This is a genomic window from Paenibacillus sp. sgz302115, assembly GCF_056120445.1.
Window position 1 is genome coordinate 54,528 of record NZ_JBVYOK010000016.1, and the last position, 22,788, is coordinate 77,315.

Below are 22,788 nucleotides of genomic sequence, written 5' to 3' on the forward strand. Positions count from 1 at the left end.
TTGGAAAGGGAGGTGCGAAATGAAGCTTTATTGTTTTCCTTATGCCGGAGGCTCAGCAAGCTATTATGCCCCCTGGAAAAAAATTCTTAGCCCTGATATTGAATTGGTATCCGTAGAGCCGCCAGGCCGCGGATCACGTTTTAAAGAGCCTTCGCTTACTGATTTGAACAGAATGGCCGACGATGTATGTCCAATGGTTCTTGGTGGAATGGACGGAGCGCCCTATGCCTTTTTCGGTCACAGCATGGGAGCCATGATTGCGTATCTTGTCGCTGAACGAATCTCGAATCACGGCTGGGTGCCTCCATCCATACTGTTTTTATCCGGTAGGAAGCCGATGCATATTCCCCCTGAACGTATCCGGTATCAATTGTCCAGGGAAGATCTGATACAGGAGTTGGTTCTGCTCGGAGGGACATCGGAACTGGTGCTGAACAATACCGATTTGTTGAACCTGTTTCTTCCAGTGCTTCGTGCAGACATGCAGGCCGTGGAAACCTATGTTCATCCTGAGAAAAGGGTTCAATTGGACACCGATTTCGTAGTGCTGAACGGAAGGGACGACGAGTTTACACGAGACATTGATATGGAAGCCTGGAGCCAATATACCCGGAGAAATTGTGAAATTGTCCATTTTTCCGGAGAACATTTCTTTATTAATCAGCATCTGAAAGAAATCCATCAAATCATTAAAGACCGGATGAGACAATTTGCTGGATATGGGATGAAGCTGTAGCAGAAATCCATTCCGCTTGGAGGTGGGAGATGTCCAATTCATTTGATGTCATTATTATCGGAGCCGGTATGGGAGGGCTTTGTTCAGCCGCTCTACTGGCAAGCAAAGGATTTAAAGTGCTTGTCTTGGAGCAGCACTATGTGGCGGGGGGCTGTGCAAGCACTTTTAAAAGGGGACCCTATCTCTTTGATGTCGCGGTTCATCTTATCGGAGGTGCAGAACCTGGCGGCGAAGTAGCCGCCTTGTTTAAAAAACTTGATTTGGAGGACGAACTGTCCTTTGTCGAGGTGGACCCTATGTATACGCTCCATGTAGGGCCACAAGCCGAGTACAAGGTCCCTTCCAGTTTGGATAAGCTGGCCGATTCTATGTGTGAGTGGTTCCCAGAGGATGCGGTTGCCATTCGGAGAACAACGGATGAGATTAAGGAGCTAGGGGATGCGATATTGCATGACCGGTACAAATCGGACCCAAGTTATGCCTTAAAGTTGATGCCTTATTTGGAGATGCCGTTCAGCCAGTATTTGCAGGACCGTTTTCACCATCCCCATGTTGCAATCATATTAAGCTCACTGCATCCTTATGTGGGTGTTCCTCTAGATGAATTGTCCACACCTTTCATGATGGGAATGATGATGTCATACCATGAAGGTGCGTTTTATCTAAAGAAAAGTTCCCAGCGGCTTGCCGACACCCTAAAGAGCTATATCGCGGATCATGGCGGACAGGTTATTTTAAGGCGGAGAGTGGAGCGGATTCTGGATAACGGAGAGCGGGTCTGCGGAGTTGTAGACCGTTTAGGTAATGAATTCCAGGCGGATAACATATTATCCAATGCAGATCTGCATACCACCTTCAGTCTCTTGAACGAAGGGCTGCTTCCAGGGATGTTCAAGAAACATGTTGAACGAATGACTCCTTCACATTCCGTCGTGGTTATGTATACGGCTGTAGAAAACGAGGGACTGCGCCGGAGTTTCAGCCATGAAACCTTTTGTTTTCCAGACCGGTTGTTGGAGGGGGAAGCGGGTTATCTCTATGACCCGGATGATCCTGAGACTGACCCGTTTTTGACGGTATGCTGCCCGACGGCAACTGACCCGGAGCTTGCGCCGGAAGGTGAAAGTATTCTGATCGTCATGGCATTTTGCGATGCGGTGAAACTGGAAAAAACCAAATCGGAGAAAGGAAAGGCGTTTATCGTCAAGGACTTCACCGAGCGGATCAAGCGTTTGCTGCCGATGTACGGAAATCTCAATTTCAAAATGCAGGAGCTTGGCACACCGTCCACGATCGAACGTTATACTTCCAATTACAAGGGCGCAATCAGCGGCTGGAAAAAAAACCATTTACAAAAGTGGGTCTCCGGCATTGGTCCCTCCACACCGGTACAAGGCTTATACCTGGCCGGTCATTGGACTCAAGCTGCCCATGGCGTCTATGGAGTTGTGAAATCGGGCCGGTTGGCTGCGGAAGCGATATGCAGATCCAGAATCAGAGGATAATGACAGGAGGATTAACATGCTGGTTGTATCAGACTTAAAAAAGAGTTTTGGTAACAGGGATGCGGTACGCGGGGTGTCTTTTCAGGTAAACAGAGGTGAGTGCTTTGGCTTGCTTGGACCGAACGGTGCCGGTAAATCTACGATTATTTCCATGATTTGCGGGTTGTTGAAGAGCGATTCGGGGGAGGTTTCAATTGATGGTTTGTCCGTTGAGCGGAATTCCGGAAACTACAAGCGAAAGCTCGGAGTTGTCCCTCAGGATATTGCTCTCTACCCCACCTTGTCGGCCAGGGAGAACTTGGTTTTTTGGGGTAACATGTACGGATTGAAGGGTTCCAAAGTTCGCAAGCGTGCGGAAGAGGTACTAGAGCTCGTTGGGCTGTCTGACAGGGCGAAGGACAAGATCGAGGGGTTCTCGGGGGGCATGAAGCGGCGGATTAACATTGGGGCGGCTCTGATGCATGAGCCGGAATTACTCATTATGGACGAACCGACCGTTGGTATTGACCCGCAGTCCCGAAACCATATTCTAGAGACCGTTAAAGAACTGAACGGAAAAGGCATGACTGTCATTTACACCAGCCACTACATGGAAGAAGTAGAGTTTCTGTGCAATCGTGTAGGCATTATCGATCATGGCGAAGTCATCAGTATCGGTACAAAGGAAGAGCTCTGCCAACTGCTTGTGGGTGGGACAGCCATCCGGGTTATTATCGACCGGAAACCAGAGGAATGGGTGGATCGGTTGAAGGCTTCGTCTCACGTGCTGAGAGTGATTGAAAACGAGCAGAACATTATAGTGGTACCGGCAGAGAAACAGCAATGCATGAATTTGATTTTTCAGCTTTCTTTGGAGGCGGGCGTCGAAATTCAGCAACTCGATGTGCAGGAGGCTAATCTGGAATCCGTCTTCCTTCACTTGACGGGACGCACATTACGGGATTAGTTCATATCGGCGCTTTATACATTGCCACGTGGAGGGAACTTGGGATGAAGGTCGTAAAAATAGCCATGAAAGATATTCTTATACTGGTGAGGGATGTGAAAGGTCTGATTTCTATGCTCCTTGTCCCTATCGTGATGACAGCGATTTTGGGTATGGCGCTGAGTCAAATGATGGACGGGGAGGCCAACTCTTTGCCGGAAATGACCATCGCGGTTAATGACAACGACCATGGAGAGCTTAGCAGGCCCTTACTGGATAAGGTATTTGGAAGTGAGATGCTCCGCCACAAGCTAAAAGTCGTTGAGTATAAGACGGAGGAAGAGGTCAATGAGAGCCTAAAATCCATGAAGGCTGATGTCGGGGTTGTCATACCTCTTGGATTTACGGAAAGCATGAGCAGCGGATTACCAGTTCAAGTCCAAATTTACTCCGACAAAGGGTTAAGCGGACAAATCGTACAATCCATTACTGATGCATATGTGAAGCGTGTCGCCGTAATCGTTGATTCTGCTGCCCGGTATTCCGCAATGCTGCCTTCTGCAGATGAAAGGGGACCCGCACTTCAGAAAATCGTACAGGAGCTTACCGGGTTTGAGCCCGTCTTGAATACTTTGGCTAAAGAGACGGTATCGGAGGCGTCCTTAGGTAAAAAAACAATATCAAGCTACCAATACTATGCAGCCAGCATGGCAGTCATGTATCTGCTCTACAATGCCGTCAACGGAGCCAAATCCATCCTGCAGGAACGGAGAATGTCGACTTTGTCGCGTACTCTCACAGCACCTACAGGAAGGTTGACCGTCTTGACGGGTAAGTTTATCGGGTCGTTGGTCGTTTCCTTGGTCCAATTGTTGTTTTTCATGGGAGTCACCTATGTTGCATTTGGAGTGAATTGGGGGGATAACTTCCTCCAATGCCTGGCGAACGGATTTGTTTATGCATTTGCTATCTCCGGACTTTCGTTGGCATTGGCGGCTGTCGTAAGAACGGAGGAAGTTGCCGACTCGGTCTCGGGTATCGGGGTTCTGCTGTTTGCACTTTTGGGTGGGTCGATGCTGCCGTTGTCCTTGTTTCCAGATTTTCTTAAAAAAATTGCAATGATTACCCCAAATTTATGGGCACTGACTGGTTTTACAGATATTATGGCGGGAACCAGTTGGAACCATTTACTGCTCCCGATGTCCGTACTTCTTGGTATTGGAGCCGTATCTTTGACAGTAGGGGCTGCACGCCTTCGGTCCCAATGAGGAGGAAATACTATGAATCAGATATGGTCGATTTGCCGTCTTGAGTTGCGCAAGCTATTTAAGAATCCGGGAGTCTATCTGTTTATGTTCGGTATGCCCCTGGTGTTTACGCTCATCTTCGGCAGTTTGTTCAGTGAGAACTTTGGCAAATTGAAAATTGCGGTAGCTGATCAGGACAAGACGACAAGCTCGGAAGCTCTGGTAAAGATGCTGGAGCAGGATAATGTTATCGAGGTCGTCAAGATGGACCGTGAAGCTGGAGAAGCCAAACTGAAGGACAAGGATGTCCTGGGTTTGATTGCCATAGAAGCCGGGTTCCAGGAGGGGCTGATGAAGGAGAAACCGGCAAGCACCCATTTTTACCATGGTCCGGATCTAGCTATAGCTTCCGCAATTCGGGTAACTCTGGAGAATTCAATCGCACAGACGGCGATCCAGCTTAAAGCGGCATCTGTCGCAGCCAAGCTCTATCCAGGTGAAGAACTGGCTGCTGTTCCCGCTGTAGCGGCATTGGATAAAGACAAGGTAACGGTAGATATAAAACCCATCGACAGGAATAAAGAGTTCGTCAAGCTTAACAACATGTCCGAAAGAGCGATCGGGTTTACGGTGATGTTCCTGATGTTTACTCTAGTTTCAGTTACGGGGGCGTTTTTACAGGCCAGGAGGATCGGGACTTGGGCGCGATTGCTTATATCGCCGGTGTCAAAGGTTCAGATCATGGGGGGATATTTACTCTCTTTCTTCATCGTTGGATGGTTGCAATATCTCATTCTAGCGGGTTTGTCATCCCTTCTGTTTGGTGTCCAGTGGGGAGGAATTCTGGAACAGGCTGTGTTGGTCTCTGCTTTTCTTATTTGCGTCATAGGGCTTGGTCTGGCTCTTGCAGGGATCATTAAGACAGAGGAGCAGCAAGGCTCTATCGGAACGCTAGTGATCGTGGCGACCTCTATGCTGGGAGGCGTATTTTGGCCGCTCGATATTGTTCCTTCCTTTATGAAGACCATTGCCCGGTTTGTTCCGCAAACCTGGGCCGTAGAAGGCTTTACCGAAGTGATAGCCAGAGGAGGCTCACTTGCGGATATTGGTATGCCGCTCCTTGTGTTATTCGGATTTTCTGCGGTGTTTCTGAGCTTTGGGCTGACGCGGATCCGCTTTGAAGTCTAAGTAATTTTCTATCAAATTTAAAATGGAGGAATGAAAAATGGAACTGCTGGAAATGAAGGCCAAAATCAAATCGATTATTATGGAGATTGGTGAACTGGATGATGTGCAGGAGGATGATGATCTTGTCGACGAGCATGGTCTCGATTCCATGATGATTATCGAGGTGCTTGCACGGATGGAGCAAGCCTTCAAAATCAAAATTCCGGAAGACTTGTTAAACCAGTTTACTAGCATCAATGGAATTACGGCGGCTGTAGAAACGTTGCTGGAGGGGAAAGTCTCTTGAGAAGAAGAGTAGCAATAACTGGCCTGGGCGTGCTGTCCCCTATTGGTTCCGGCCACCAAACATTCTGGGAGAATCTGTGTCAAGGCATACAAGGGATAGGTGAACTTCAGGCTTTCGATACCTCAAAGTTCGATGTGCATCATGGAGGGGAAGTCCGCGACGTAAGCCCGGTGGATTGGATCCGGAATATTCCGCCGGAAGAGCTGGACAGGACGACTCAATTAGCAGTCGCAGCGGCGAGAATGGCTATTGATGATGCAAAACTGCTTTCCGCCGGATATGAAAAGGATCGGATCGGTGTTTGCATGGGAACCACGATGGGCAACCAGACCATGCTTGAACAAGATGACTATTTACGTCTTCATGGCATGGAGGGTGCTCCCTCCACCCAATTAAGACATCATTCCGAAGTATATATATCTGCCAAAGTGGCCGAGGAATTTGATCTTCAAGGGCCATGCATGGTCATTCCGACTGCTTGTGCCGCAGGGAATTACGCCATCGGCTGGGGAAAAGACATGCTGGAGAGCGGCCAAGCGGATGTCATGATTGTAGGGGGATCGGATGCCCTTTCCAGAGTTATTTACACTACATTTCATCGACTGGGTGCCATCGCCCCCAGTCGTTGCCAGCCGTTCAGTTTGGAGAGAAAAGGGATGCTGGTCAGTGAGGGGGCCGGCGTGGTTCTCTTAGAGGACTGGGAACGGGCCAAACAGCGAGGTGCCCGAATCTATGCGGAGTTGTTAGGCTACGGATTGGCCTGCGATGCCCATCATCCGACGGCTCCACATCCCGAAGGTGTCGGCGCGATCCTTGCAATGCGCCACGCTCTCGAAGACGCCGGATTGCAGCCTGATGACATTAGTTATATTTCCGCGCATGGAACGGGAACGAAGGCTAATGATGTTTCCGAATCAAAAGCCATCCGTGATGTGTTCGGCTCCCGTACCGACAGCATTCCTGTAAGTTCGATTAAATCCATGCTGGGACATACGATGGGAGCAGCCAGTGCCATAGAGGCGGTGGCTTGTGCGAAGGCTATATATCATAAGACGATACCGCCTACCATGAACTATGAGACTCCCGATCCGGAGTGTCTCCATCATGTCGTTCCTAATCAGCCGATCAACCAAAGTCTGGATTACGTTGCCAGTAATTCGTTTGCTTTTGGCGGGAACATAGCCGTTATCGTGATGGGGAGGGACAATGATGCCGATTGATAGTCGATTGGAACCTGTTGTTATTACGGGGGTTGGGGCGGTTACCGCTTACGGTCCTCATGTAAGTCAGCTTTGGGAAGCTCTTCACACAGGGCCATCCGCCCGCCGCATGTTAGACGATACAATCACCGGCGGGAATGATAAATCGGTTGAAGGGTTCACGGTAGCGCCTATTGATTATAAGGCGGTTCTGGGCGGCAAAGGGCTTCAGTTCCTGAAACCCGGTGCCAAATATCTGACTTGCTCTGCTTTGCAGGCTATTGAGAATGCCGGCCATGCCTTGCCGGAGCCCCATCGGCTCGGGATTGTTGTCGGAAGCAACCTCGGGGGGCTCCAAGCTGCGTGTGAGTATGATGAGATTTCCCTAACGGATGGTCCTCTATATGTAAGCCCTATGCATGCTCCAAATACGCTTGCCAACAATCCGGCTAGTCACTTGGGAATTCGGATCAAATCACAAGCGATTAATACAACGATTGCTACCGGGCAATGCGCTGGGTTAGACGCCATCGGTTATGCCGCCAATATGCTACGCAGCGGCCGGGCAGACTGTATGATTGCCGGCGGCGTGGAAGAGTTAAATGAAAGAGTACTGTGGCTCTACAAGCATATGGGAGCTGTTGGAACGGCCGGCCAGGAATTTGCCGGCCAACCGTTCCTTGAGGAGTCGACAGGTTGGATAGCCGGTGAAGGCGCGGGGTGTTTGGTCATGGAGCGGCTGGAAGATGCGAAGGTAAAGCGGTCGGCAATATTGGGCGAGGTATTGGCTTGGACGAATACGGCGAGCGGAAAGGGAACCCCTGAACGATACGTGGAGGCCATGATTCGATCCATTCGGCGGACGCTAAATGAATCAGGACTTCAGCCAAGAGAGGTAGACGCCGTCTTTTCAGGCGCCAGCGGGCTACCGCGGCAAGACCGGCTGGAAGCGGAGGTTTTAAGTCAAGTGTTCGCGGGACTGAATATCCCGATCTTTTCCGTTAAGGAGCGTTTTGGGGAATCTTATGGAGCGGGTGGGACCATACAGGCCCTAGCAGCTTTGGACCTGCTGAACACCCAGCGGACTCCACAGGCCTTATCTTGTTTATGGACCGGACAGAACCCGGTAATACCGGTGGAGACGCCCAGCTATAGACAAGTCCTGCTAATTACCCAGGATCTTTCGGGAGTAAGCAGCTCCATTGCGTTAAGAAAATATGAAAGTTAAGGATGGAAGTGAGGAAGGGATTATGGGAAACAATATTCTCATGGGCTACGATCAAATTGCAACATACCTGCCTCAGGCTTATCCGTTTATTTTTGTGGATGTTGTAGAAGAACTGGTACCCTTCGAGAGAATTGTGTGCCGCAAAAACGTTACAGGAAATGAGTGGATGTTTCAGGGACATTTCCCTAGAAAAGCCGTCTACCCCGGCGTTTTGATCATCGAGGGGATGGCTCAATGCGGAATCCTTCTACTAAAAGCTTCGAAAGCGGCGAAAGCGGAGGATGTTGATACTACGTTTCTACTATCCTCCGTCCAGACCCGCTTTATAAAACCGGTCGTACCGGGACAGTCCCTGCAGTACGAGTGCCGAACGGTTAAGCTTTTGGAACGTGCAGGGATAATGGAGGTCATCGCCCTTGTGGACGGAAAGAAAGTGGCTAAGGGAGAAATATCCTTTGCTGTCGTCTCTGAGGATCAGAGCAGGTCATGATTTTGGAAGGAGGTCAAGCGGATGCTCCCCTATTACAATTTGACAGATGCATTGAAATCAGCAAGCGGGGAAGCCGATAAAGGGATTACCTTCATCCGCGGTGGAGAGAACGACGTATTCCTACCGTACGCTTCGCTTCTTGATTCTGCACGCAGGATGCTACATAAACTCCAACTCAACGGAATACGGGCCGGGGATGAGCTTGTTATCCAACTGGATGATGAAGAGTTCTTTCTTTATGTGTTCTGGGCCTGTCTTTTGGGCGGTATTATTCCAGTACCTTTATCGGTTGGCAGAACACCGGATCATAGACAGAAATTACTCCGCATTTGGAAGCTGTTGCAGCATCCTTATCTCATTGTGGATGATCGGACGATGAAACAATTAAGCGGATTGCCGGATGTTGAAACAAACGTTGACCCGGATCACCAGATGGGTGAGCGCCTGCTCAACATACGCAATATGGACATTAGCAGTGGGGGCCATTACGGGTCTGAGTATTCTGCCGCACAGGATGATTTGGCTTATATTCAGTTTTCTTCGGGCTCTACCGGGGATCCGAAGGGAGTGATGCTGACGCACCGCAATCTGATTTGTAATATTGAAAGCATCATCGGTAATGCCAAGGACCGGTGGGGGAATGATTCATGGTTGACTTGGCTCCCTTTGACCCACGATTTTGGAATGGTTGCTTTTCATTTAGTACCCCTTACAGCTCATCTCAATCATTATATTATGTCCACCAGGGCGTTTATTGTTAATCCAATACTATGGTTGAAGAAGGCAACGGAATACAGGGTAACGGTGCTTTCATCTCCGAATTTTGGGTACAAATATTTACTCGATTTCTTCCGGCCGGAATATAAAGATCGCCTGGACTTGTCTCATGTCAGAAAGATCTTCAACGGAGCCGAGCCCATATCGCCAGACTTATGTGAACGCTTTGAGCAAGAGCTGCAGCCTTGCGGATTGGAGCGGGGGACAATCAGTCCTGTATACGGATTAGCTGAAGCTTGTGTTGCTGTAACTATGCATACCGGCCAGCCGGAATTTCTGCGGGTCGTGCTGAACCGTTCGAGGCTTGATATCGGAAATCAAGCGGAATATGTCCCTGCAGATCATCCGATGGCGTTGCATTTTGCAGATCTGGGCTATCCGGTAAAGGGGACAGAAATAAGAATCTGCAGCGAGAATGGCGAAGTGCTGCCTGATGGATATGTCGGAAGGGTCATGCTCCGCGGCGGTAACGTTACATCAGGATATTACCGTCACCCGGAAGCAACTGATCGTATGTTTAGCGGCGACTGGCTAATTACCGGGGATCTAGGCGTATTTTTGAACGGCAGGCTAGTGGTTACCGGCCGGGAAAAGGATTTGCTCTTTGTAAACGGGCAAAATTTCTATGCGCACGACATTGAACGAACATGTGAAGAGGTTGAGGGACTCTCCTTGAACAAGGTAGCAGCATGCGGAGTGTACAATGAGAAGACACAATCCCAGGAGCTGATCTTGTTTGTCATGCTTAGATATGATGCTGAACGATTAAAGGACCTGACAGCCCGTGTCAACCGGCATTTGAATCAGACGATGGGTATCCGGGCTGGGCGAATCATCCAGATACCGACCCTGCCCAGAACAACCAGCGGGAAACTGCAGCGGTACCAGCTTGCTTTCCGTTACGAATCAGGCGAATTCCAACTATCGGCGGGTAGTGTCATTCGCTGATCAGGCGTATTGAAAGATAAGGAAGATGAAATTCTGCAAGGAGGGATAGAAGAATGCTTTTAAGAGGTCAACGCATTGTTGTCACTGGCGGTTCCCGGGGGATCGGCAAAGCAACGGTACAAGCATTGGTCCGTCAGGGAGCCGATGTGGCTTTTACTTATCAAAAGGAGAGAGAAGCAGCGGAAGAACTTTGCCGAGAACTGGAGGAGACAGGACAAAAGGTGATGGCGGTCCAGGCAGACTCCATCTATTTGGAGCAAGCCCGCGAGGTGGTATCCAAAGTGAAGGAACGGTTTGGAGGAGTAGATGGCCTGGTCATTAACGCCGGTATAAACAAGGATAAGGCGCTTTTTATGATGGGGGAGGAGGAATGGGACCGGGTCATATCGACCAACTTGAAAGGCACCTTTAATTACGCCAGAGCGGTAGTGTATGACTTCATCAAGCAGCGCTCCGGCAAAATTGTATGTATTAGCTCGGTAAGCGGTATGAAAGGCATAGCAGGACAAACCAATTACTCGGCAACGAAGGCGGGACAAGTTGGTTTCGTCAAGTCACTGAGTAAGGAGGTCGCACGGTATGGTGTCACCGTCAATGCCATCCTTCCCGGATATATTGAAACAGACATGTGGCATGACATGAAAGAAAATATACGCAGTGAGGTCCTTACTCAGATTCCGATCGGTAGGCCGGGACTCCCGGAAGAAGTTGCCAATGTGGCATGTTTCCTTTTTTCACCTTTAGCCAGTTACATCACGGGCAGCGAGATAGTTGTTGACGGCGGTTTGAGTGCTTGAATAGAATTCAAGATAACCCAATCGTATTATACCTTTAACATTTCCAGGATTTGCCCCCAGCGGCTCAAGTAAAGAAGATGTCCCTCATCAGGGAGCAGGTGATAGTAAGCTTTTCTGCTCTTTTGATATAAAAAGGCAGAAGTGGTAGGAGTCCAGACCGTATCCTCTTGTCCCTGCCATATATGGACATCACAGGGGATACTATCAATGTCCAGATACGGGTGGCTGCAGATAGATATGGCATCGTAATAAACGCCCAGGCCACGGTTTTTGTAAGCCTGCAACGACGAACGAAGCAGCAGCCTCCGCAAATCAGGCTGACGAGCGATCCGTGAATCGGCGGGTGTCATGCTGTTTATGGATTTCCACAGGAAGCGGCCCGGAGCCCGTTGGAGCTTTCTCCCGAGCCCTTGGAAATAAAGTCTGGATGTCCATGAGGAGGTACGGCATGCAAGTCCTATCATCTTCCATTGAAAAGGAAGGATCTGTCTGGTTTCTTTATTGTTAATAGGAATCGCGCTGCTTACAAGATGGAGACAACTTACATACTCAGGAAATAGGGCTGCATAGCGCTGAGCGTACAGACCTCCTGCAGAATATCCCAGAAGCGAGTGCCTTTTAATTCCCAACTGGGTCAATACTTGATGTACATCTTTGGAAAAAGAAGTGACACTGAGCTGGTGATGCAATTCCGAGGAACCCATACCCGGCCTGTCAATGGAGATGATTTGAATGTCTGTACCCAGTTGCTTAACGGTGCACCGGATAGCTCCTTTCGAACTGCCGAATCCGTGGAAAAAAACAAGGGTGTTTGTAGATTCTCCGTAAATGGCAACGCTAAGCTTCCGTCCATCAGGCAGAGACAGAAGTAAAGATTTTGCTGGATTAGATAGAAACTGCATCAATATACACCTTCATTTTCGGCGGGATGGATACATAAAGGGAATATAATCTCAAAGAGAGCATAGTGTTGTTTTAATTTAATTATATTTAACGCTACAACGTATCATGTCCATATTTTTAATTATTGAAAGAGCAGGACCGAAATGATTCAGTTATCAAGATTATGCTCCCACTAAATATTGAGATGGAGAATTCGAAGACAGGGTGCGGAATAATTCAGCAGAGTATGGGAACTGTCTTGCTAGGTACTATGCGCCTTAATATTATCAAGAATATGAGGATAAGGTCAGCCATTCCTGTAATGGCTGGCTTTGTTTGTATATTAGAGTATTAGAGTAAATAAAGATGTCAAATGTTTAGAGGAGCTTGTTATGCATGTTGTTTGTGTTCAGATTGCAGGAATCGAATATATAAACTCGGTAACTACTTAGGTACACTAAATGTTTAAAAATCTCTCAGATGGGTGATAATCGTCACTTTCACAAATAGAAAGGGGCGATACATATGAAATACACGCCAGAGCAAATTTCGAAAATCAGTAATAGCGATCCGGATACCATCGCTTCCTTCATTACAATGCTGCTTGCGCATATTGAGAAGTTGGAGGCTCGGGTGAGTCAACTGGAGCGTCAACTGGGAAGCAATAGCAACAACAGTAGTAAACCACCCTCCAGCGATGGACTTCGCAAGCCCAAGAGCCTGCGGCCTTCTGGTGGCAAGAAAGGAGCCCCACGAGGGAATGACGGTCACACCTTTATGTTGACTCCCCATCCCGATGAAATCATTCGGCATGAGGTGAAAACCTGCTCCCACTGCTTGGCGTCTCTGCTGGACATTCCAGCTCAAAGCCATACCCGCCGACAAGTGGTTGATTTGCCGTTGCCATGTCTGTTCGTGACCGAGCATCAGGCGGAGACCAAAACCTGTCCCTGTTGTGGTATTAAACAGCAGAGCGTTTTTCCCGAAGGGGTCACCGCCTCCGTCCAATATGGCGAAGGCTGGAAGGCCTGGACCGCCTATCTGAACGTATATCATTGTCTCCCCTTGGAACGCATCACCCAATTGTTTGAAGATCTGAGCGGTCATCGGCCCAGTGAAGCTACCTCGCTTTCTCACCTCCACGAGGTATTTGACCACTTGGAGCCGCTGGAGACGGACATTCGTCAGAATCTGAAACAAAGCGACCTCCTCCACGCCGATGAAACGGGGCTTCGCATCGAAGGCCGCTTGCAGTGGCTGCATACGGCCACCAATGCCGAGTGGACCACCTATGACGTTCATGAGAAAGGGGGTAAGGAAGCGTTCCAGTCCATTGGGATGCTGCCCTCTTATACCGGCATTCTAGTTCATGTTTGCTGGGCCTCTTATTTTTCAGGAAATTATCGCTTCGAGCATGCGCTGTGCGGTGCCCATCTGCTTCGCGAATGCAAGAGATCATCGACTACGATGGACATCAATGGGCGACTGATCTGCAGACTCTGCTGCGGGAGGCCTAGATCGAAACGAAGCTGGCCCGGGAAGAGGAAAGGTCGGTAGCACCCGCAACGATTACCGATCTGGAATCCCGCTACGATGCGATTCTGAAGCAAGGAAGCGACGAATGGACGCTTCCGGGACTGGAAGCCCCCAAGGAACGAGGGCGAAAGGCCAAAAGCAAGGCCGAGAATCTGGCCGATCGGTTCCGTCTCCACAAACCTGCTGTGCTGCGGTTTCTTCACGATGCACGTGTGCCCTTCGATGACAGTCAGGCGGAGCGTGACATTCGCATGGTGAAGGTCAAACAAAAAGTGTTGGGTTCGTTCCGCACTACGGAAGGGGCTCACCGATTTGCACGGATTCGGCTTCATCTCCACCCTCCGGAAACAAAACCGCAAGGTGCTAGACTCCCTTGTTCTGGCTGTTCGTGGCGATTTTTCCTTCTAATCTCAGCTCAGACACCTAAGTAGTTACTAAACTCGATAAATGAGTATATGTTTTATTTGAAGTTTCTATCAAAAGAGAAAGGTGAGCGTCTATGTAAATTCAGCCGTAAAGAAGATTTTCTTCGATCTTTAGTCGCGGATCTGCTCATTCGTGTGAGTGGGTCGCAGCCGTTATTGGTCAATCTCCAGTGGGGATTGATGTGGAAAAAATTCAAGAGATGGATCTGGGTATTGCGAAAAGATTCTTTACAGAAAAGAGTATGCAGAAATAGTTGCGAAGAATGATGAGGAAAGAAATAATTATTTTTTTGACTTGTGGACTTTAAAGGAGAGTTATATTAAAGCTTGTGGGCAAGGCTTATCTAGTTCACTAGATTTGTTTTCTTTCTCGGTAAAAGATTATTATGTATCAAACATTTGAAAAAAATATATTTGAAAGCTGGACATAAGCAGATATGATACCGATAAAAGTCGTATTCAGCGGTTCTTATTTATGCTACAATCTGCATGTTTAAGTAATTATCCTTTCAAAGGAGTGAGAGAAATGAAAGAACATTTATTACTAAGTAAAGCATACATATATGATATCCCTAAGGTTGAGCCCATTCTTAATGACTGTACTTACGATGCTATTGCTGGATATTGGATAGTAAATCAGAAAAATATTCCGATGATTTTAGAAAAGGGTCGTCCAAAGCCCTCGACCAAGAAATGTGATGTTGAAACAGGTGAAGACAGAAAGTGATATCTTTTAATATATTGGTTATCTCTGACAAAATGGATTTTACGACAGATTATGTTTGTATTGAACTTCAAAGACGTAATCTTGCGTACCTTCGAATAAACCGTGATGAAATGCACTCATATGATATAGAGCTGGATATTCAGACTCTATCCTTAACCTTAAGGATAGATGGACAGATGTATGTTACAAATGAAGCTTTGTTAAAGAGTGTCTACTATAGGGCTCCGATATATCTTAGAGATACATATAAACCGGAGCTTTCAGTAGATATGCAGCTCTATAGAAACCAATGGATGGCCTTTTTGCGTAATTTATCTATTTTTGAGAATGCAAAATGGGTAAACGATCCAACCGCTACATTTAAAGCAGAGAATAAATTACTTCAATTAATCTATGCTGCTAGATTAGGTTTTACATGTCCGAATACAAAAATCACTAATACGACCACTATTAGTGATTTTTTAGATAAGCAATATATTGTAAAATCATTGGATACGGCTGTATTGCAAATCGATTCTAAAGATGCTTTTGTATACTCTAATGTTATAAACGATAAGGAACTACAATCAGCTGAATTAGGTTTAGTTCCAATTGTAATCCAGGAGTATGTTTATCCAAAAGTCGATGTGCGGGTAACAGTGGTTGGAAATGATGTTTTTGCAGTCAGAATTCTGAGTAATAATAATGGCGTTGCCGGAGACTGGCGTATGAAGAAAGATGATGTTAGCTTTGCGCCATTTCAATTACCAAAGTCTCTAGAAAACCAATGCATATCATTAGTTCGCGAACTTGGTTTGGGGTTTGGTGCCATTGACTTAATAGAACAAGGTAAATCATACGTATTCATAGAAATTAATCCTACTGGTGAATGGGCTTGGTTAGTCGAAGCATCTGGCTTTAATATTCAAAATAGTATTTGTGATTTATTGATAGGTGAGAAATGAAATTATTGGAGTGGGTATTTCCGATTATAGGATTCCGGAGAGCGCAAAAGTCAATCAACAAAACCATTCAAAATACGAAACAACAACTTGTTAAGGAAGATACTACTTTTATCATTAAGCAATTTAAAAATGTCGGTTTAAAAGATACTGAATCCCTATTCACTATGTTAGTAGATAACAAGAAGTCACTTGAAGATAAAGCAAAAGTCACTGTAGTTGCAGTAACTCTCTCTTTCACTTTCCTAGGAGCAGTATCAGGATACTTGTTGAATATAAAAGATAAGTTTGTTGATAGCCCATTTTTAAATTGTGCGTTGGTTTTTATTATTTTGCTGAGCACATTTTATCTAATATCAAGTGGTTGGTTTTCATTATTAACACTGAACAGTCGTGCTAATTATGTATTAGGACTGAATGAGTTTGAGTACTTAAGTACTTTAAGTGGGAATGAGGATAATCAAAATTCAGAAAAAGTGTTTCTGTTGGCTCGAAATTACGAACTGAAAATGCATGATAATTTGATTCTAAATAATTATGTTGATAGTAGTAATAATAGTCTGCGTAATGCGATGCTTTGCTTAGGAATGTTTGTATTGATTATATGTTTGAGTTTTGTTTTTTCTACAAAAGTTGAGAACAAGAGTGTAGGTCAAATGGATATAATCCAGAGAAATATAGATTATATCCAACAAGTGCAGAAGAGCGATAAAGAAATTATACAGGGGCTTAATCAGATGATATTAATGCAACAGGATGAAATCAAAAGCTTAAAAACCGAACAAGAAATTACACAGAAACAAATCGAAACATTATTGAGTAACATCAATGATATGAGTAAGCAAAGTGAGTAAATACACCCCTTGGATTTTGAGGCTACTGAAAAAGTCTCTAAAAAAACGTCGAAAAAACGAGCCTCTAGAATCGCTACTAAGGCTCGTTTTGCGTTCATATGCGACCCCCTAAAGTTTTGGTGTTTTCGAAAAATAAGTAGTTTTTCAGTGGCCTCGGGATTTTTCGTGTTATTTTAATGCTACGGACTTTCCGACATTTTTAACAGGCTAAAAGACCTGTTGAAAACTTACTTTCCAACATTTGTTTTTTACTGGGTATTATAAAGCATGAAGAAAGTCAGTAAAATCAAGCATTTTACTTTCCGATATTTTTCCAAGGAACATTAAAGGAAATCTACGAACTGATAATGGAGCAGCACTAGAGTAAAATCAGTGATTAGTGCTGGGAAACCTTAAATGCAAGCAAATACAATGAATATATGAGTTATCTGATTGAATTACAAAAGTGAACTAGCCCCTAAATATGCAGGATGAAAAAAGTATCCAGCGTAACGATGGATGCTTTTTTACTACGCCTAGAGGACATCATCGAAAAATGATCTGAAGGGTGGAGGGTAGCGCTTTAGCTGAACAGAGTCAACGTTGCAATATTATCTAGTTAGCAAGTTGTCTGCCTCTAACTTACGCAGAGTATTGCAGAGTATTGTTAGTACGGTGTTCGTTATCTGAGAACGATAACTTATCAACCATGCTAATCATGGAACTAGAAATTTCTCGAGGTAAATGTTTGTTCGATTATTAAGTATTAATTATCAAGAGGTGGGGACAATGGCTTAATAAAAAATGTATAACGAGAAAGGATGCTATTTATGAATTACGAAGAAGTTTATAGGCTGCATTTACAATTACTCAGTGCATATGAAAAGAACGTGCGGCATTTTGGGGCTAATCAAAGACAGATTGATTACTATAAGCAGCAATTATTCATGTTCGCAGAAGACAATGTTCAGAGAATCTTTGTCTTAAATCAGATGTTAAAGCTCCATGAGAAAACTCGGGAGATTCTCGTAGCTAATTGTGCAGATCGGTACTTTTTAAGGGGAACATCGTTTGATGCTGAATCCGGTATGTAACATAAGGTTACTCTGAAATTTAGCTAATATGGGCACTGTTTACATGCTTGTTCAGCGAATAGCGCTTTATAACATGAAGGGAATTCTTGTTTACATAAGAACCCAGGTTTTAAACTAAAATGGAATTAGGAGGTAGAATTAATGATATTTGAAATTACTGATGCAATGCAGAAGAAAATAAAAGAATGGGATTCTTGTAAAGCGGTCGATGTGACTGGAGCTAAGTTTTCCTACGTATTCACTCCGACAAGTCTAGGTACTGTTATTCATGTTCACTGCGATATCTGTAATAGAAAGTTGGATCTTACAGAGGATTGGGGCTAAACGAGTAAATGAATAGTATCCTTATGTTTTATAAGCACCTAACTTCAGGCAACTTCTGAGGCTTAGGTGTTTTTTTATTGAGTATCTATAAGCACGCCAGCAAAGCTTGTTGCCGAATCTATCTTTATGAATAAAATATCCGTTTTCGGATAACACTATAAGTACAACCAATCACTGTTAGTAGTCAAATAAATGATTAAGGAAGAGTGAAAAAAATGGGATATGGCTTTTTTCCGGAATTATATCCGGATGAGATTTTGTATAGCGCATGTGCTAGATACCAGAGTATTGTTGGCGGATCAGCTCAGAAAACCCATATCCGAAAATTATTTGATGTTAGCTCTTGCTGTGCCATTATAGATTTTCCAAGTCACTTATCTAATTTAGTTTCTAAGCTTAAAAATAGTAATATCACAACAGACTCCATATTAAATCAGCATACAAGTTACCTGTATTACCGGCCATTTATCCCAAAAGAAACAGCAAAAAAAGTGCAGCAATATATGCTTTCACCTGATAAAGGAAATAGAATTCATATGCTATTAGGAATTAGCGCAACTAGCGTCCCAAAACCAACTCACTTAAGATTTTGTAGAGATTGTGTTACAGCTGATTTAAGTACTTATGGTGTGGCGTACTGGCATAGGGTTCATCAATTGCCAGGAGTATGCATTTGTCCTGAGCACTCTAAGATACTTATTTGCTCGAATACACAAATATCAACTCTTAGAGGTAAACATAAGTTTGTAGATTTGAACACTATACTTCATTCTTATAGCACTATGAATACTACACCTAGTCTAGATATTAATTACGAAATGATTGATATCGCCAAGCGTTCTTTAGAATTACTTAAGATGCCGTATGAAGAAACAATATGCAAAGAAACGTTGAGGGCATACTATATATCTAAATTAGAATGGAAGGGATACATCACCCAAAATGGAAGAATCCGATTTCATAAATTGATTTGTGATTTCACCGACTCTTACAGTAGCGCGTTTCTACAAAATTTAAATAGTAATATCCAGATAAAATCTGAGGATACGTGGCTTCATAAACTTTTAAGAAAAAGTAATGAAAATTGCCATCCTTTACGACATCTATTATTGTTAAAGTTTTTGGGAGTGTCACTTAGTGATGTTTGTTATACATCTCGTCCGGAGCCATTTGGATCTGCACCATGGCCTTGTTTAAATAAAACTTCGAACCATTATAAAGAATCAGTTATTCAAAATTGTATAATTACAACTGGGAGTAAAACGAAGAAACCAACTGGTCATTTTACTTGTGACTGTGGATTCTCCTATATTAGAACGGGGCCTGACTTAAACCAAGCAGACCGTTATAGAATTGGAAGAGTACAATCTTTTGGAACACAGTGGCTAAATGCTGCGCAAGAACTTCATTGTAACAATACGCTATCTATACGCGAAAAGGCCAGGAGACTTGGAGTCGACTCAAAAACATTTATTAAAATGATTAAAACTGGTGAAAAGACAAAGTCTGTTATCTCAAAAAAAACATCGGTAAAAAGCAATGGCAAAAAGGTTTCTCAACACATTTCTCCAGCTAGAGTTAATTGGCAAGAACGAGATGAAATGATGTTCGAAGAAGTTGAACGTATTGCTGCTGAGATTTTAGCAGAAGATAAGCCGTTAAGAGTTACTAAAAATGAAATTTTTAGACGAGGGCAACTACACAGTTCTGTTATTTACTACCCTAATAAGTTACCAGAGACGAATATTTTAATGAATCAAGTCATTGAAAACGTAGATGATTTTCAAATTAGAAGAATCGAATGGGCTTTCCAACATTTAAATGAATGCCATGATCTAAAGAAATGGAAAGTAATACGGTTGGCAGGTGTCAGTAGAAATTGCTCTGAAAAAGTAGAAAAATATCTAGAAAACAAATTTAGTGTCACAAAGTAAAATTTTGGGTAATTATCCCTAATAAGTACAAGTTATAATTAGGGGTGAGGAAAATCAAATCGTTTTTCGTGGAAGGTTACCCAGATGAGGATTTTCGTAGTCTGTTGTTTCGGTATAAATCTCGCATTTCTGCTGGAATAGTGTATCCATTTCGAAAAGTGATGGTTGATCTGTTTTCCTCTTATGGCAATAAACCTCTTTTATTTCCTAATAATTTACTAAAATTTGTTGAAGAGACGAATAACTCTAAAACAGTAGAGGAACTCATTTTTGATCACACCTACTATCCGTTATATCATCCTTTTTTACCTATTGAAGTAGATGAGAAGATACTTGATGCGATGAAATATAAGAATAATAATGTAAATGCTAAAATGTACGTCCTCCATCTTCAAGGTACAACATATAAATTCTGTCCTGAGTGTTTAAAATCTGATGTGATTAAATACGGAGAATGCTATATTCATCGGGTCCATCAACTTAAATTTATACACATATGCCCATTGCATCATGTTCTTTTAATAAATAGTTGTTCTCACTGTAATCGTCCATTAGCAGATTATCCAGGTAATAAATTTCAACCCATTTCTGATTGTTGCCCTCACTGCGAAAGAACCCCAACTTCTACAAAAATAGAGAATAATGAATTTAATGATTTTAATCTTCATTTAGCGTTTGATTGTAATACACTCCTGCAGGTTAATAAACATCCTCAACATATGACAAAATTTAAATATGATGCGCTCTTATTACAAAAAGGCTATATCCTTGGCGGCGAAAATAATAATTACAACACCAAAGCTTTAGTTAATGATTTGATTTCATTTAACACTATAGAAAATTTAAGTTTTATAGGCATAAGTACTGATTATTTAAATAAATTGGCGCTTACAGATCGTGGAGTTAGGATGGGGAACCCACTTATTCACCTGCTGCTAATACGATTTCTGTGTGGATCAAGTGAAGATTTCTTTAATGGTGAGATGCCTAAATTATATAGCCCATTATATTGGGGAAACGGGCCATGGATATGTGTTAATCCTCTATGCCCTAATCACAATGAAAAAGTAATTTTGAGATGTAAAAAAGATTTTAGACGGCTTGAAGAGGGAAAACAATTATATGCTCAATTTATATGTCCTAACTGTGGCTGCAAGTATACGATTGATGCAGGCAAGAGTGAACCACGTATATCAGATCATGGTGATTTGTGGCGTGAAATACTGATTTCTGCATCAGACTCACGAGAACAAGTGAAAGAAATCGCAGGAAAATTGAACAAAACAGTTAAACAAATTAGAAGATATATTTCGGATAGTAAAAAGTTTTATTCCCTGGATGAAAAAAATACACTATCAAAATCCAAAAAAATAGAAAATACTAAAGTTAAAATTTTGGAGGCATTAGGTCAAAATAAATCTTTAACCAGGGGGGAGGCAGTGGCTATTGTTGGGAGTAGGAGTTTTTACTCAGTGAGAAAAGATGAACCAGAGTGGCTTCTCAAAATGTTCCCATATAGGTTTAAGGAATCTGGAGCAAAGAAAAAAAATTGGGCATTGGAAGACGAACGACTCTCGAATTTGGTTAGTGCAACTGTTAAAGAGTTATATCAAACAAATCATAAAAAGAGAATTAGGAATTATTCCATTATAGGACAGCTATCAGTTCAAGATTGGAGAGTATTTACTAATAATAAAGATAAGTTACCAAAAACTTTAATAACTCTTGAGGAATTAGAAGAACCCTTTGAAGATTATTTGATCAGAACAATTCCACTAGTAGTTAGACGATTAAAAAGAGAACAAAGAGCTTTATCGCTTTCAAATTTTCAAAGAGTTGCATCGCGGTATAAAAATTGTTCTGAGAAAGTTATTTCTTGTATAGAAAAGTATATTAGTCAGGAGGAGGCAGAAAAACATGGCCAAAAGGAACCGTCAGTGGACGGAGGCGAAAATTAAGGCACGCATTAAGAAAGGAAGAGGGCAAGGGTTCGGAAAAGATTATGAGCCTTGGTTAAATGTTCACGATGTTCCTTCTAACGGTGTTGTTACAAGACTAAAAAGCTGGACTGTAGGAAGGATTCACCATGTAATGTCTAATTTTGAGCGATCTTATTTTTACATGGTAGATTGGTCTGATCAAATAACTGATATCAGAGAGCAATATCCCTGCCTTCCTCTAGAAAGGACATTAGAAATAGCAATAGAGCTAGGCATCCAGCACCCAAGAGATCCAATTACAAAGGAACCTATTGTTATAACAACAGATTTTATGTTATCGATAGGAGAAGATACACAACGAGCCCGGACATTAAAGATGGCAAAAGATCTAAGTAGCCGAACAGTTGAAAAGCTAACGATTGAACAGAAATACTATAATGAGTTAGGGATTGATTGGAAGATAGTAACTGATCGAGAGATTCCTCGTGCCTTTGTTCAGAATATAGAATGGTTACACCGATCTAGATTTTTAGAGTATGCTCCTTCAGAACTCAATGAAACCATAGTTGAATTTCTGGCCCCTAAGTTATTGAGTGAGATTCAGAAGCATAATGCACCATTATCCCAAATTACAATTAAATTTGATGAACAAACAGGACTGCGAGTGGGGACATCGATGTTTATCGTTCAACATATGCTTGCTACAAAAAGATGGAAGACCGATATGTATAAAAAAATCAACCTTTCTGAACCAGTGTTAATCACAGAAACAGATAGTTATAGAATGAACGCCATTGGAAATATGGGATAGGGGGCTTGATTCCCA

22 protein-coding genes and 1 pseudogene are annotated in these 22,788 nt (G+C 43.7%); 22 read left to right on the plus strand and 1 reads right to left on the minus strand.

Annotated elements, in window-relative coordinates; genetic code table 11:
• The first annotated feature begins 19 nt into the window (after positions 1-19).
• Genes AC0LWN_RS24220 through AC0LWN_RS24270 form a run of 11 tightly spaced genes read left to right on the plus strand, consistent with a single transcriptional unit; the run spans position 20 to position 11,326 of the window.
• Positions 20-736 (plus strand): thioesterase II family protein, encoded by a 717-nt coding sequence (locus tag AC0LWN_RS24220; RefSeq protein WP_474669876.1) that lies wholly within the window; start codon positions 20-22, stop codon positions 734-736.
• Between the two features lie 29 nt (positions 737-765).
• Positions 766-2,241, plus strand: a complete 1,476-nt coding sequence (locus AC0LWN_RS24225; RefSeq protein WP_474669878.1) for a phytoene desaturase family protein — start codon at positions 766-768, stop codon at positions 2,239-2,241.
• 16 nt (positions 2,242-2,257) lie between these two features.
• A complete protein-coding gene (locus tag AC0LWN_RS24230; protein WP_474669880.1) occupies positions 2,258-3,187 on the plus strand; it encodes an ABC transporter ATP-binding protein in 930 nt (309 codons plus the stop codon).
• Positions 3,188-3,231: 44 nt separating this feature from the next.
• Positions 3,232-4,434: an ABC transporter permease gene (locus AC0LWN_RS24235; RefSeq protein ID WP_474669882.1), complete on the plus strand. Its 1,203-nt coding sequence runs from the start codon at positions 3,232-3,234 to the stop codon at positions 4,432-4,434.
• Between the two features lie 12 nt (positions 4,435-4,446).
• Positions 4,447-5,601 (plus strand): ABC transporter permease, encoded by a 1,155-nt coding sequence (locus tag AC0LWN_RS24240; protein ID WP_474669884.1) that lies wholly within the window; start codon positions 4,447-4,449, stop codon positions 5,599-5,601.
• A gap of 37 nt (positions 5,602-5,638) precedes the next feature.
• A complete protein-coding gene (locus AC0LWN_RS24245) occupies positions 5,639-5,887 on the plus strand; it encodes an acyl carrier protein (protein WP_474669886.1) in 249 nt (82 codons plus the stop codon).
• Positions 5,884-7,107, plus strand: coding sequence for a beta-ketoacyl-[acyl-carrier-protein] synthase family protein (locus tag AC0LWN_RS24250; protein ID WP_474669888.1), 1,224 nt, complete (start codon positions 5,884-5,886; stop codon positions 7,105-7,107). The genes AC0LWN_RS24245 and AC0LWN_RS24250 overlap by 4 nt, the downstream gene beginning before the upstream one ends.
• The gene (locus AC0LWN_RS24255; protein WP_474669890.1) at positions 7,094-8,314 is read left to right on the plus strand and encodes a beta-ketoacyl synthase N-terminal-like domain-containing protein; all 1,221 of its coding nucleotides are present in this window, start codon (positions 7,094-7,096) and stop codon (positions 8,312-8,314) included. Before AC0LWN_RS24250 ends, AC0LWN_RS24255 begins: the two co-directional genes overlap by 14 nt.
• A gap of 22 nt (positions 8,315-8,336) precedes the next feature.
• The gene (fabZ, locus tag AC0LWN_RS24260) at positions 8,337-8,804 is read left to right on the plus strand and encodes a 3-hydroxyacyl-ACP dehydratase FabZ (protein WP_474669892.1); all 468 of its coding nucleotides are present in this window, start codon (positions 8,337-8,339) and stop codon (positions 8,802-8,804) included.
• Positions 8,805-8,825: 21 nt separating this feature from the next.
• Positions 8,826-10,529, plus strand: coding sequence for an AMP-binding protein (locus AC0LWN_RS24265; RefSeq protein WP_474669894.1), 1,704 nt, complete (start codon positions 8,826-8,828; stop codon positions 10,527-10,529).
• Between the two features lie 53 nt (positions 10,530-10,582).
• Positions 10,583-11,326, plus strand: coding sequence for an SDR family oxidoreductase (locus tag AC0LWN_RS24270; protein ID WP_474669896.1), 744 nt, complete (start codon positions 10,583-10,585; stop codon positions 11,324-11,326).
• Positions 11,327-11,352: 26 nt separating this feature from the next.
• Here AC0LWN_RS24270 and AC0LWN_RS24275 read toward each other — a convergent pair whose 3' ends face one another.
• On the minus strand, positions 11,353-12,228 hold the full coding sequence (locus AC0LWN_RS24275; protein ID WP_474669898.1) for an alpha/beta fold hydrolase: 876 nt from the start codon (positions 12,226-12,228) through the stop codon (positions 11,353-11,355).
• A gap of 505 nt (positions 12,229-12,733) precedes the next feature.
• On the opposite strand from AC0LWN_RS24275, the gene AC0LWN_RS24280 reads away from it, so the two are divergent.
• The 11 genes and pseudogenes from AC0LWN_RS24280 to AC0LWN_RS24330 all read left to right on the plus strand — a co-directional run bounded on the left by AC0LWN_RS24280 (position 12,734) and on the right by AC0LWN_RS24330 (position 22,773).
• Positions 12,734-13,765 carry an IS66 family transposase gene (locus AC0LWN_RS24280; RefSeq protein ID WP_474669900.1) on the plus strand — a complete coding sequence of 344 codons (1,032 nt, stop codon included), beginning with the start codon at positions 12,734-12,736 and terminating at the stop codon, positions 13,763-13,765.
• Between the two features lie 20 nt (positions 13,766-13,785).
• A complete protein-coding gene (locus AC0LWN_RS24285) occupies positions 13,786-14,175 on the plus strand; it encodes an IS66 family transposase (RefSeq protein ID WP_474669987.1) in 390 nt (129 codons plus the stop codon).
• Positions 14,176-14,377: 202 nt separating this feature from the next.
• Positions 14,378-14,572: pseudogene (locus AC0LWN_RS24290) on the plus strand (4'-phosphopantetheinyl transferase superfamily protein); the annotation flags it as partial.
• Positions 14,573-14,695: 123 nt separating this feature from the next.
• Positions 14,696-14,896: a hypothetical protein gene (locus tag AC0LWN_RS24295; protein ID WP_474669902.1), complete on the plus strand. Its 201-nt coding sequence runs from the start codon at positions 14,696-14,698 to the stop codon at positions 14,894-14,896.
• Positions 14,893-15,840, plus strand: coding sequence for a hypothetical protein (locus tag AC0LWN_RS24300; protein ID WP_474669904.1), 948 nt, complete (start codon positions 14,893-14,895; stop codon positions 15,838-15,840). Before AC0LWN_RS24295 ends, AC0LWN_RS24300 begins: the two co-directional genes overlap by 4 nt.
• Before the next feature lie 5 nt (positions 15,841-15,845).
• Positions 15,846-16,691, plus strand: a complete 846-nt coding sequence (locus AC0LWN_RS24305) for a hypothetical protein (protein WP_474669906.1) — start codon at positions 15,846-15,848, stop codon at positions 16,689-16,691.
• A gap of 809 nt (positions 16,692-17,500) precedes the next feature.
• The gene (locus AC0LWN_RS24310) at positions 17,501-17,764 is read left to right on the plus strand and encodes a hypothetical protein (protein ID WP_474669908.1); all 264 of its coding nucleotides are present in this window, start codon (positions 17,501-17,503) and stop codon (positions 17,762-17,764) included.
• 141 nt (positions 17,765-17,905) lie between these two features.
• Positions 17,906-18,088 carry a hypothetical protein gene (locus AC0LWN_RS24315; RefSeq protein WP_474669910.1) on the plus strand — a complete coding sequence of 61 codons (183 nt, stop codon included), beginning with the start codon at positions 17,906-17,908 and terminating at the stop codon, positions 18,086-18,088.
• Positions 18,089-18,303: 215 nt separating this feature from the next.
• Positions 18,304-20,022, plus strand: coding sequence for a TnsD family Tn7-like transposition protein (locus AC0LWN_RS24320; protein WP_474669912.1), 1,719 nt, complete (start codon positions 18,304-18,306; stop codon positions 20,020-20,022).
• 68 nt (positions 20,023-20,090) lie between these two features.
• Positions 20,091-21,980 (plus strand): TnsD family Tn7-like transposition protein, encoded by a 1,890-nt coding sequence (locus tag AC0LWN_RS24325; protein WP_474669989.1) that lies wholly within the window; start codon positions 20,091-20,093, stop codon positions 21,978-21,980.
• The gene (locus AC0LWN_RS24330; RefSeq protein ID WP_474669914.1) at positions 21,940-22,773 is read left to right on the plus strand and encodes a TnsA endonuclease C-terminal domain-containing protein; all 834 of its coding nucleotides are present in this window, start codon (positions 21,940-21,942) and stop codon (positions 22,771-22,773) included. The genes AC0LWN_RS24325 and AC0LWN_RS24330 overlap by 41 nt, the downstream gene beginning before the upstream one ends.
• Positions 22,774-22,788: the final 15 nt, after the last annotated feature.

Bases quoted from the DNA above. Each gene is read 5' to 3' on its own strand.
- AC0LWN_RS24220 (WP_474669876.1), top strand. From the start codon at position 20: ATGAAGCTTTATTGTTTTCCTTATGCCGGAGGCTCAGCAAGCTATTAT.
- AC0LWN_RS24225 (WP_474669878.1), top strand. From the start codon at position 766: ATGTCCAATTCATTTGATGTCATTATTATCGGAGCCGGTATGGGAGGG.
- AC0LWN_RS24230 (WP_474669880.1), top strand. From the start codon at position 2,258: ATGCTGGTTGTATCAGACTTAAAAAAGAGTTTTGGTAACAGGGATGCG.
- AC0LWN_RS24235 (WP_474669882.1), top strand. From the start codon at position 3,232: ATGAAGGTCGTAAAAATAGCCATGAAAGATATTCTTATACTGGTGAGG.
- AC0LWN_RS24240 (WP_474669884.1), top strand. From the start codon at position 4,447: ATGAATCAGATATGGTCGATTTGCCGTCTTGAGTTGCGCAAGCTATTT.
- AC0LWN_RS24245 (WP_474669886.1), top strand. From the start codon at position 5,639: ATGGAACTGCTGGAAATGAAGGCCAAAATCAAATCGATTATTATGGAG.
- AC0LWN_RS24255 (WP_474669890.1), top strand. From the start codon at position 7,094: ATGATGCCGATTGATAGTCGATTGGAACCTGTTGTTATTACGGGGGTT.
- fabZ (WP_474669892.1), top strand. From the start codon at position 8,337: ATGGGAAACAATATTCTCATGGGCTACGATCAAATTGCAACATACCTG.
- AC0LWN_RS24265 (WP_474669894.1), top strand. From the start codon at position 8,826: ATGCTCCCCTATTACAATTTGACAGATGCATTGAAATCAGCAAGCGGG.
- AC0LWN_RS24270 (WP_474669896.1), top strand. From the start codon at position 10,583: ATGCTTTTAAGAGGTCAACGCATTGTTGTCACTGGCGGTTCCCGGGGG.
- AC0LWN_RS24275 (WP_474669898.1), bottom strand. From the start codon at position 12,228: ATGCAGTTTCTATCTAATCCAGCAAAATCTTTACTTCTGTCTCTGCCT.
- AC0LWN_RS24280 (WP_474669900.1), top strand. From the start codon at position 12,734: ATGAAATACACGCCAGAGCAAATTTCGAAAATCAGTAATAGCGATCCG.
- AC0LWN_RS24295 (WP_474669902.1), top strand. From the start codon at position 14,696: ATGAAAGAACATTTATTACTAAGTAAAGCATACATATATGATATCCCT.
- AC0LWN_RS24310 (WP_474669908.1), top strand. From the start codon at position 17,501: ATGAATTACGAAGAAGTTTATAGGCTGCATTTACAATTACTCAGTGCA.
- AC0LWN_RS24315 (WP_474669910.1), top strand. From the start codon at position 17,906: ATGATATTTGAAATTACTGATGCAATGCAGAAGAAAATAAAAGAATGG.
- AC0LWN_RS24320 (WP_474669912.1), top strand. From the start codon at position 18,304: ATGGGATATGGCTTTTTTCCGGAATTATATCCGGATGAGATTTTGTAT.
- AC0LWN_RS24330 (WP_474669914.1), top strand. From the start codon at position 21,940: ATGGCCAAAAGGAACCGTCAGTGGACGGAGGCGAAAATTAAGGCACGC.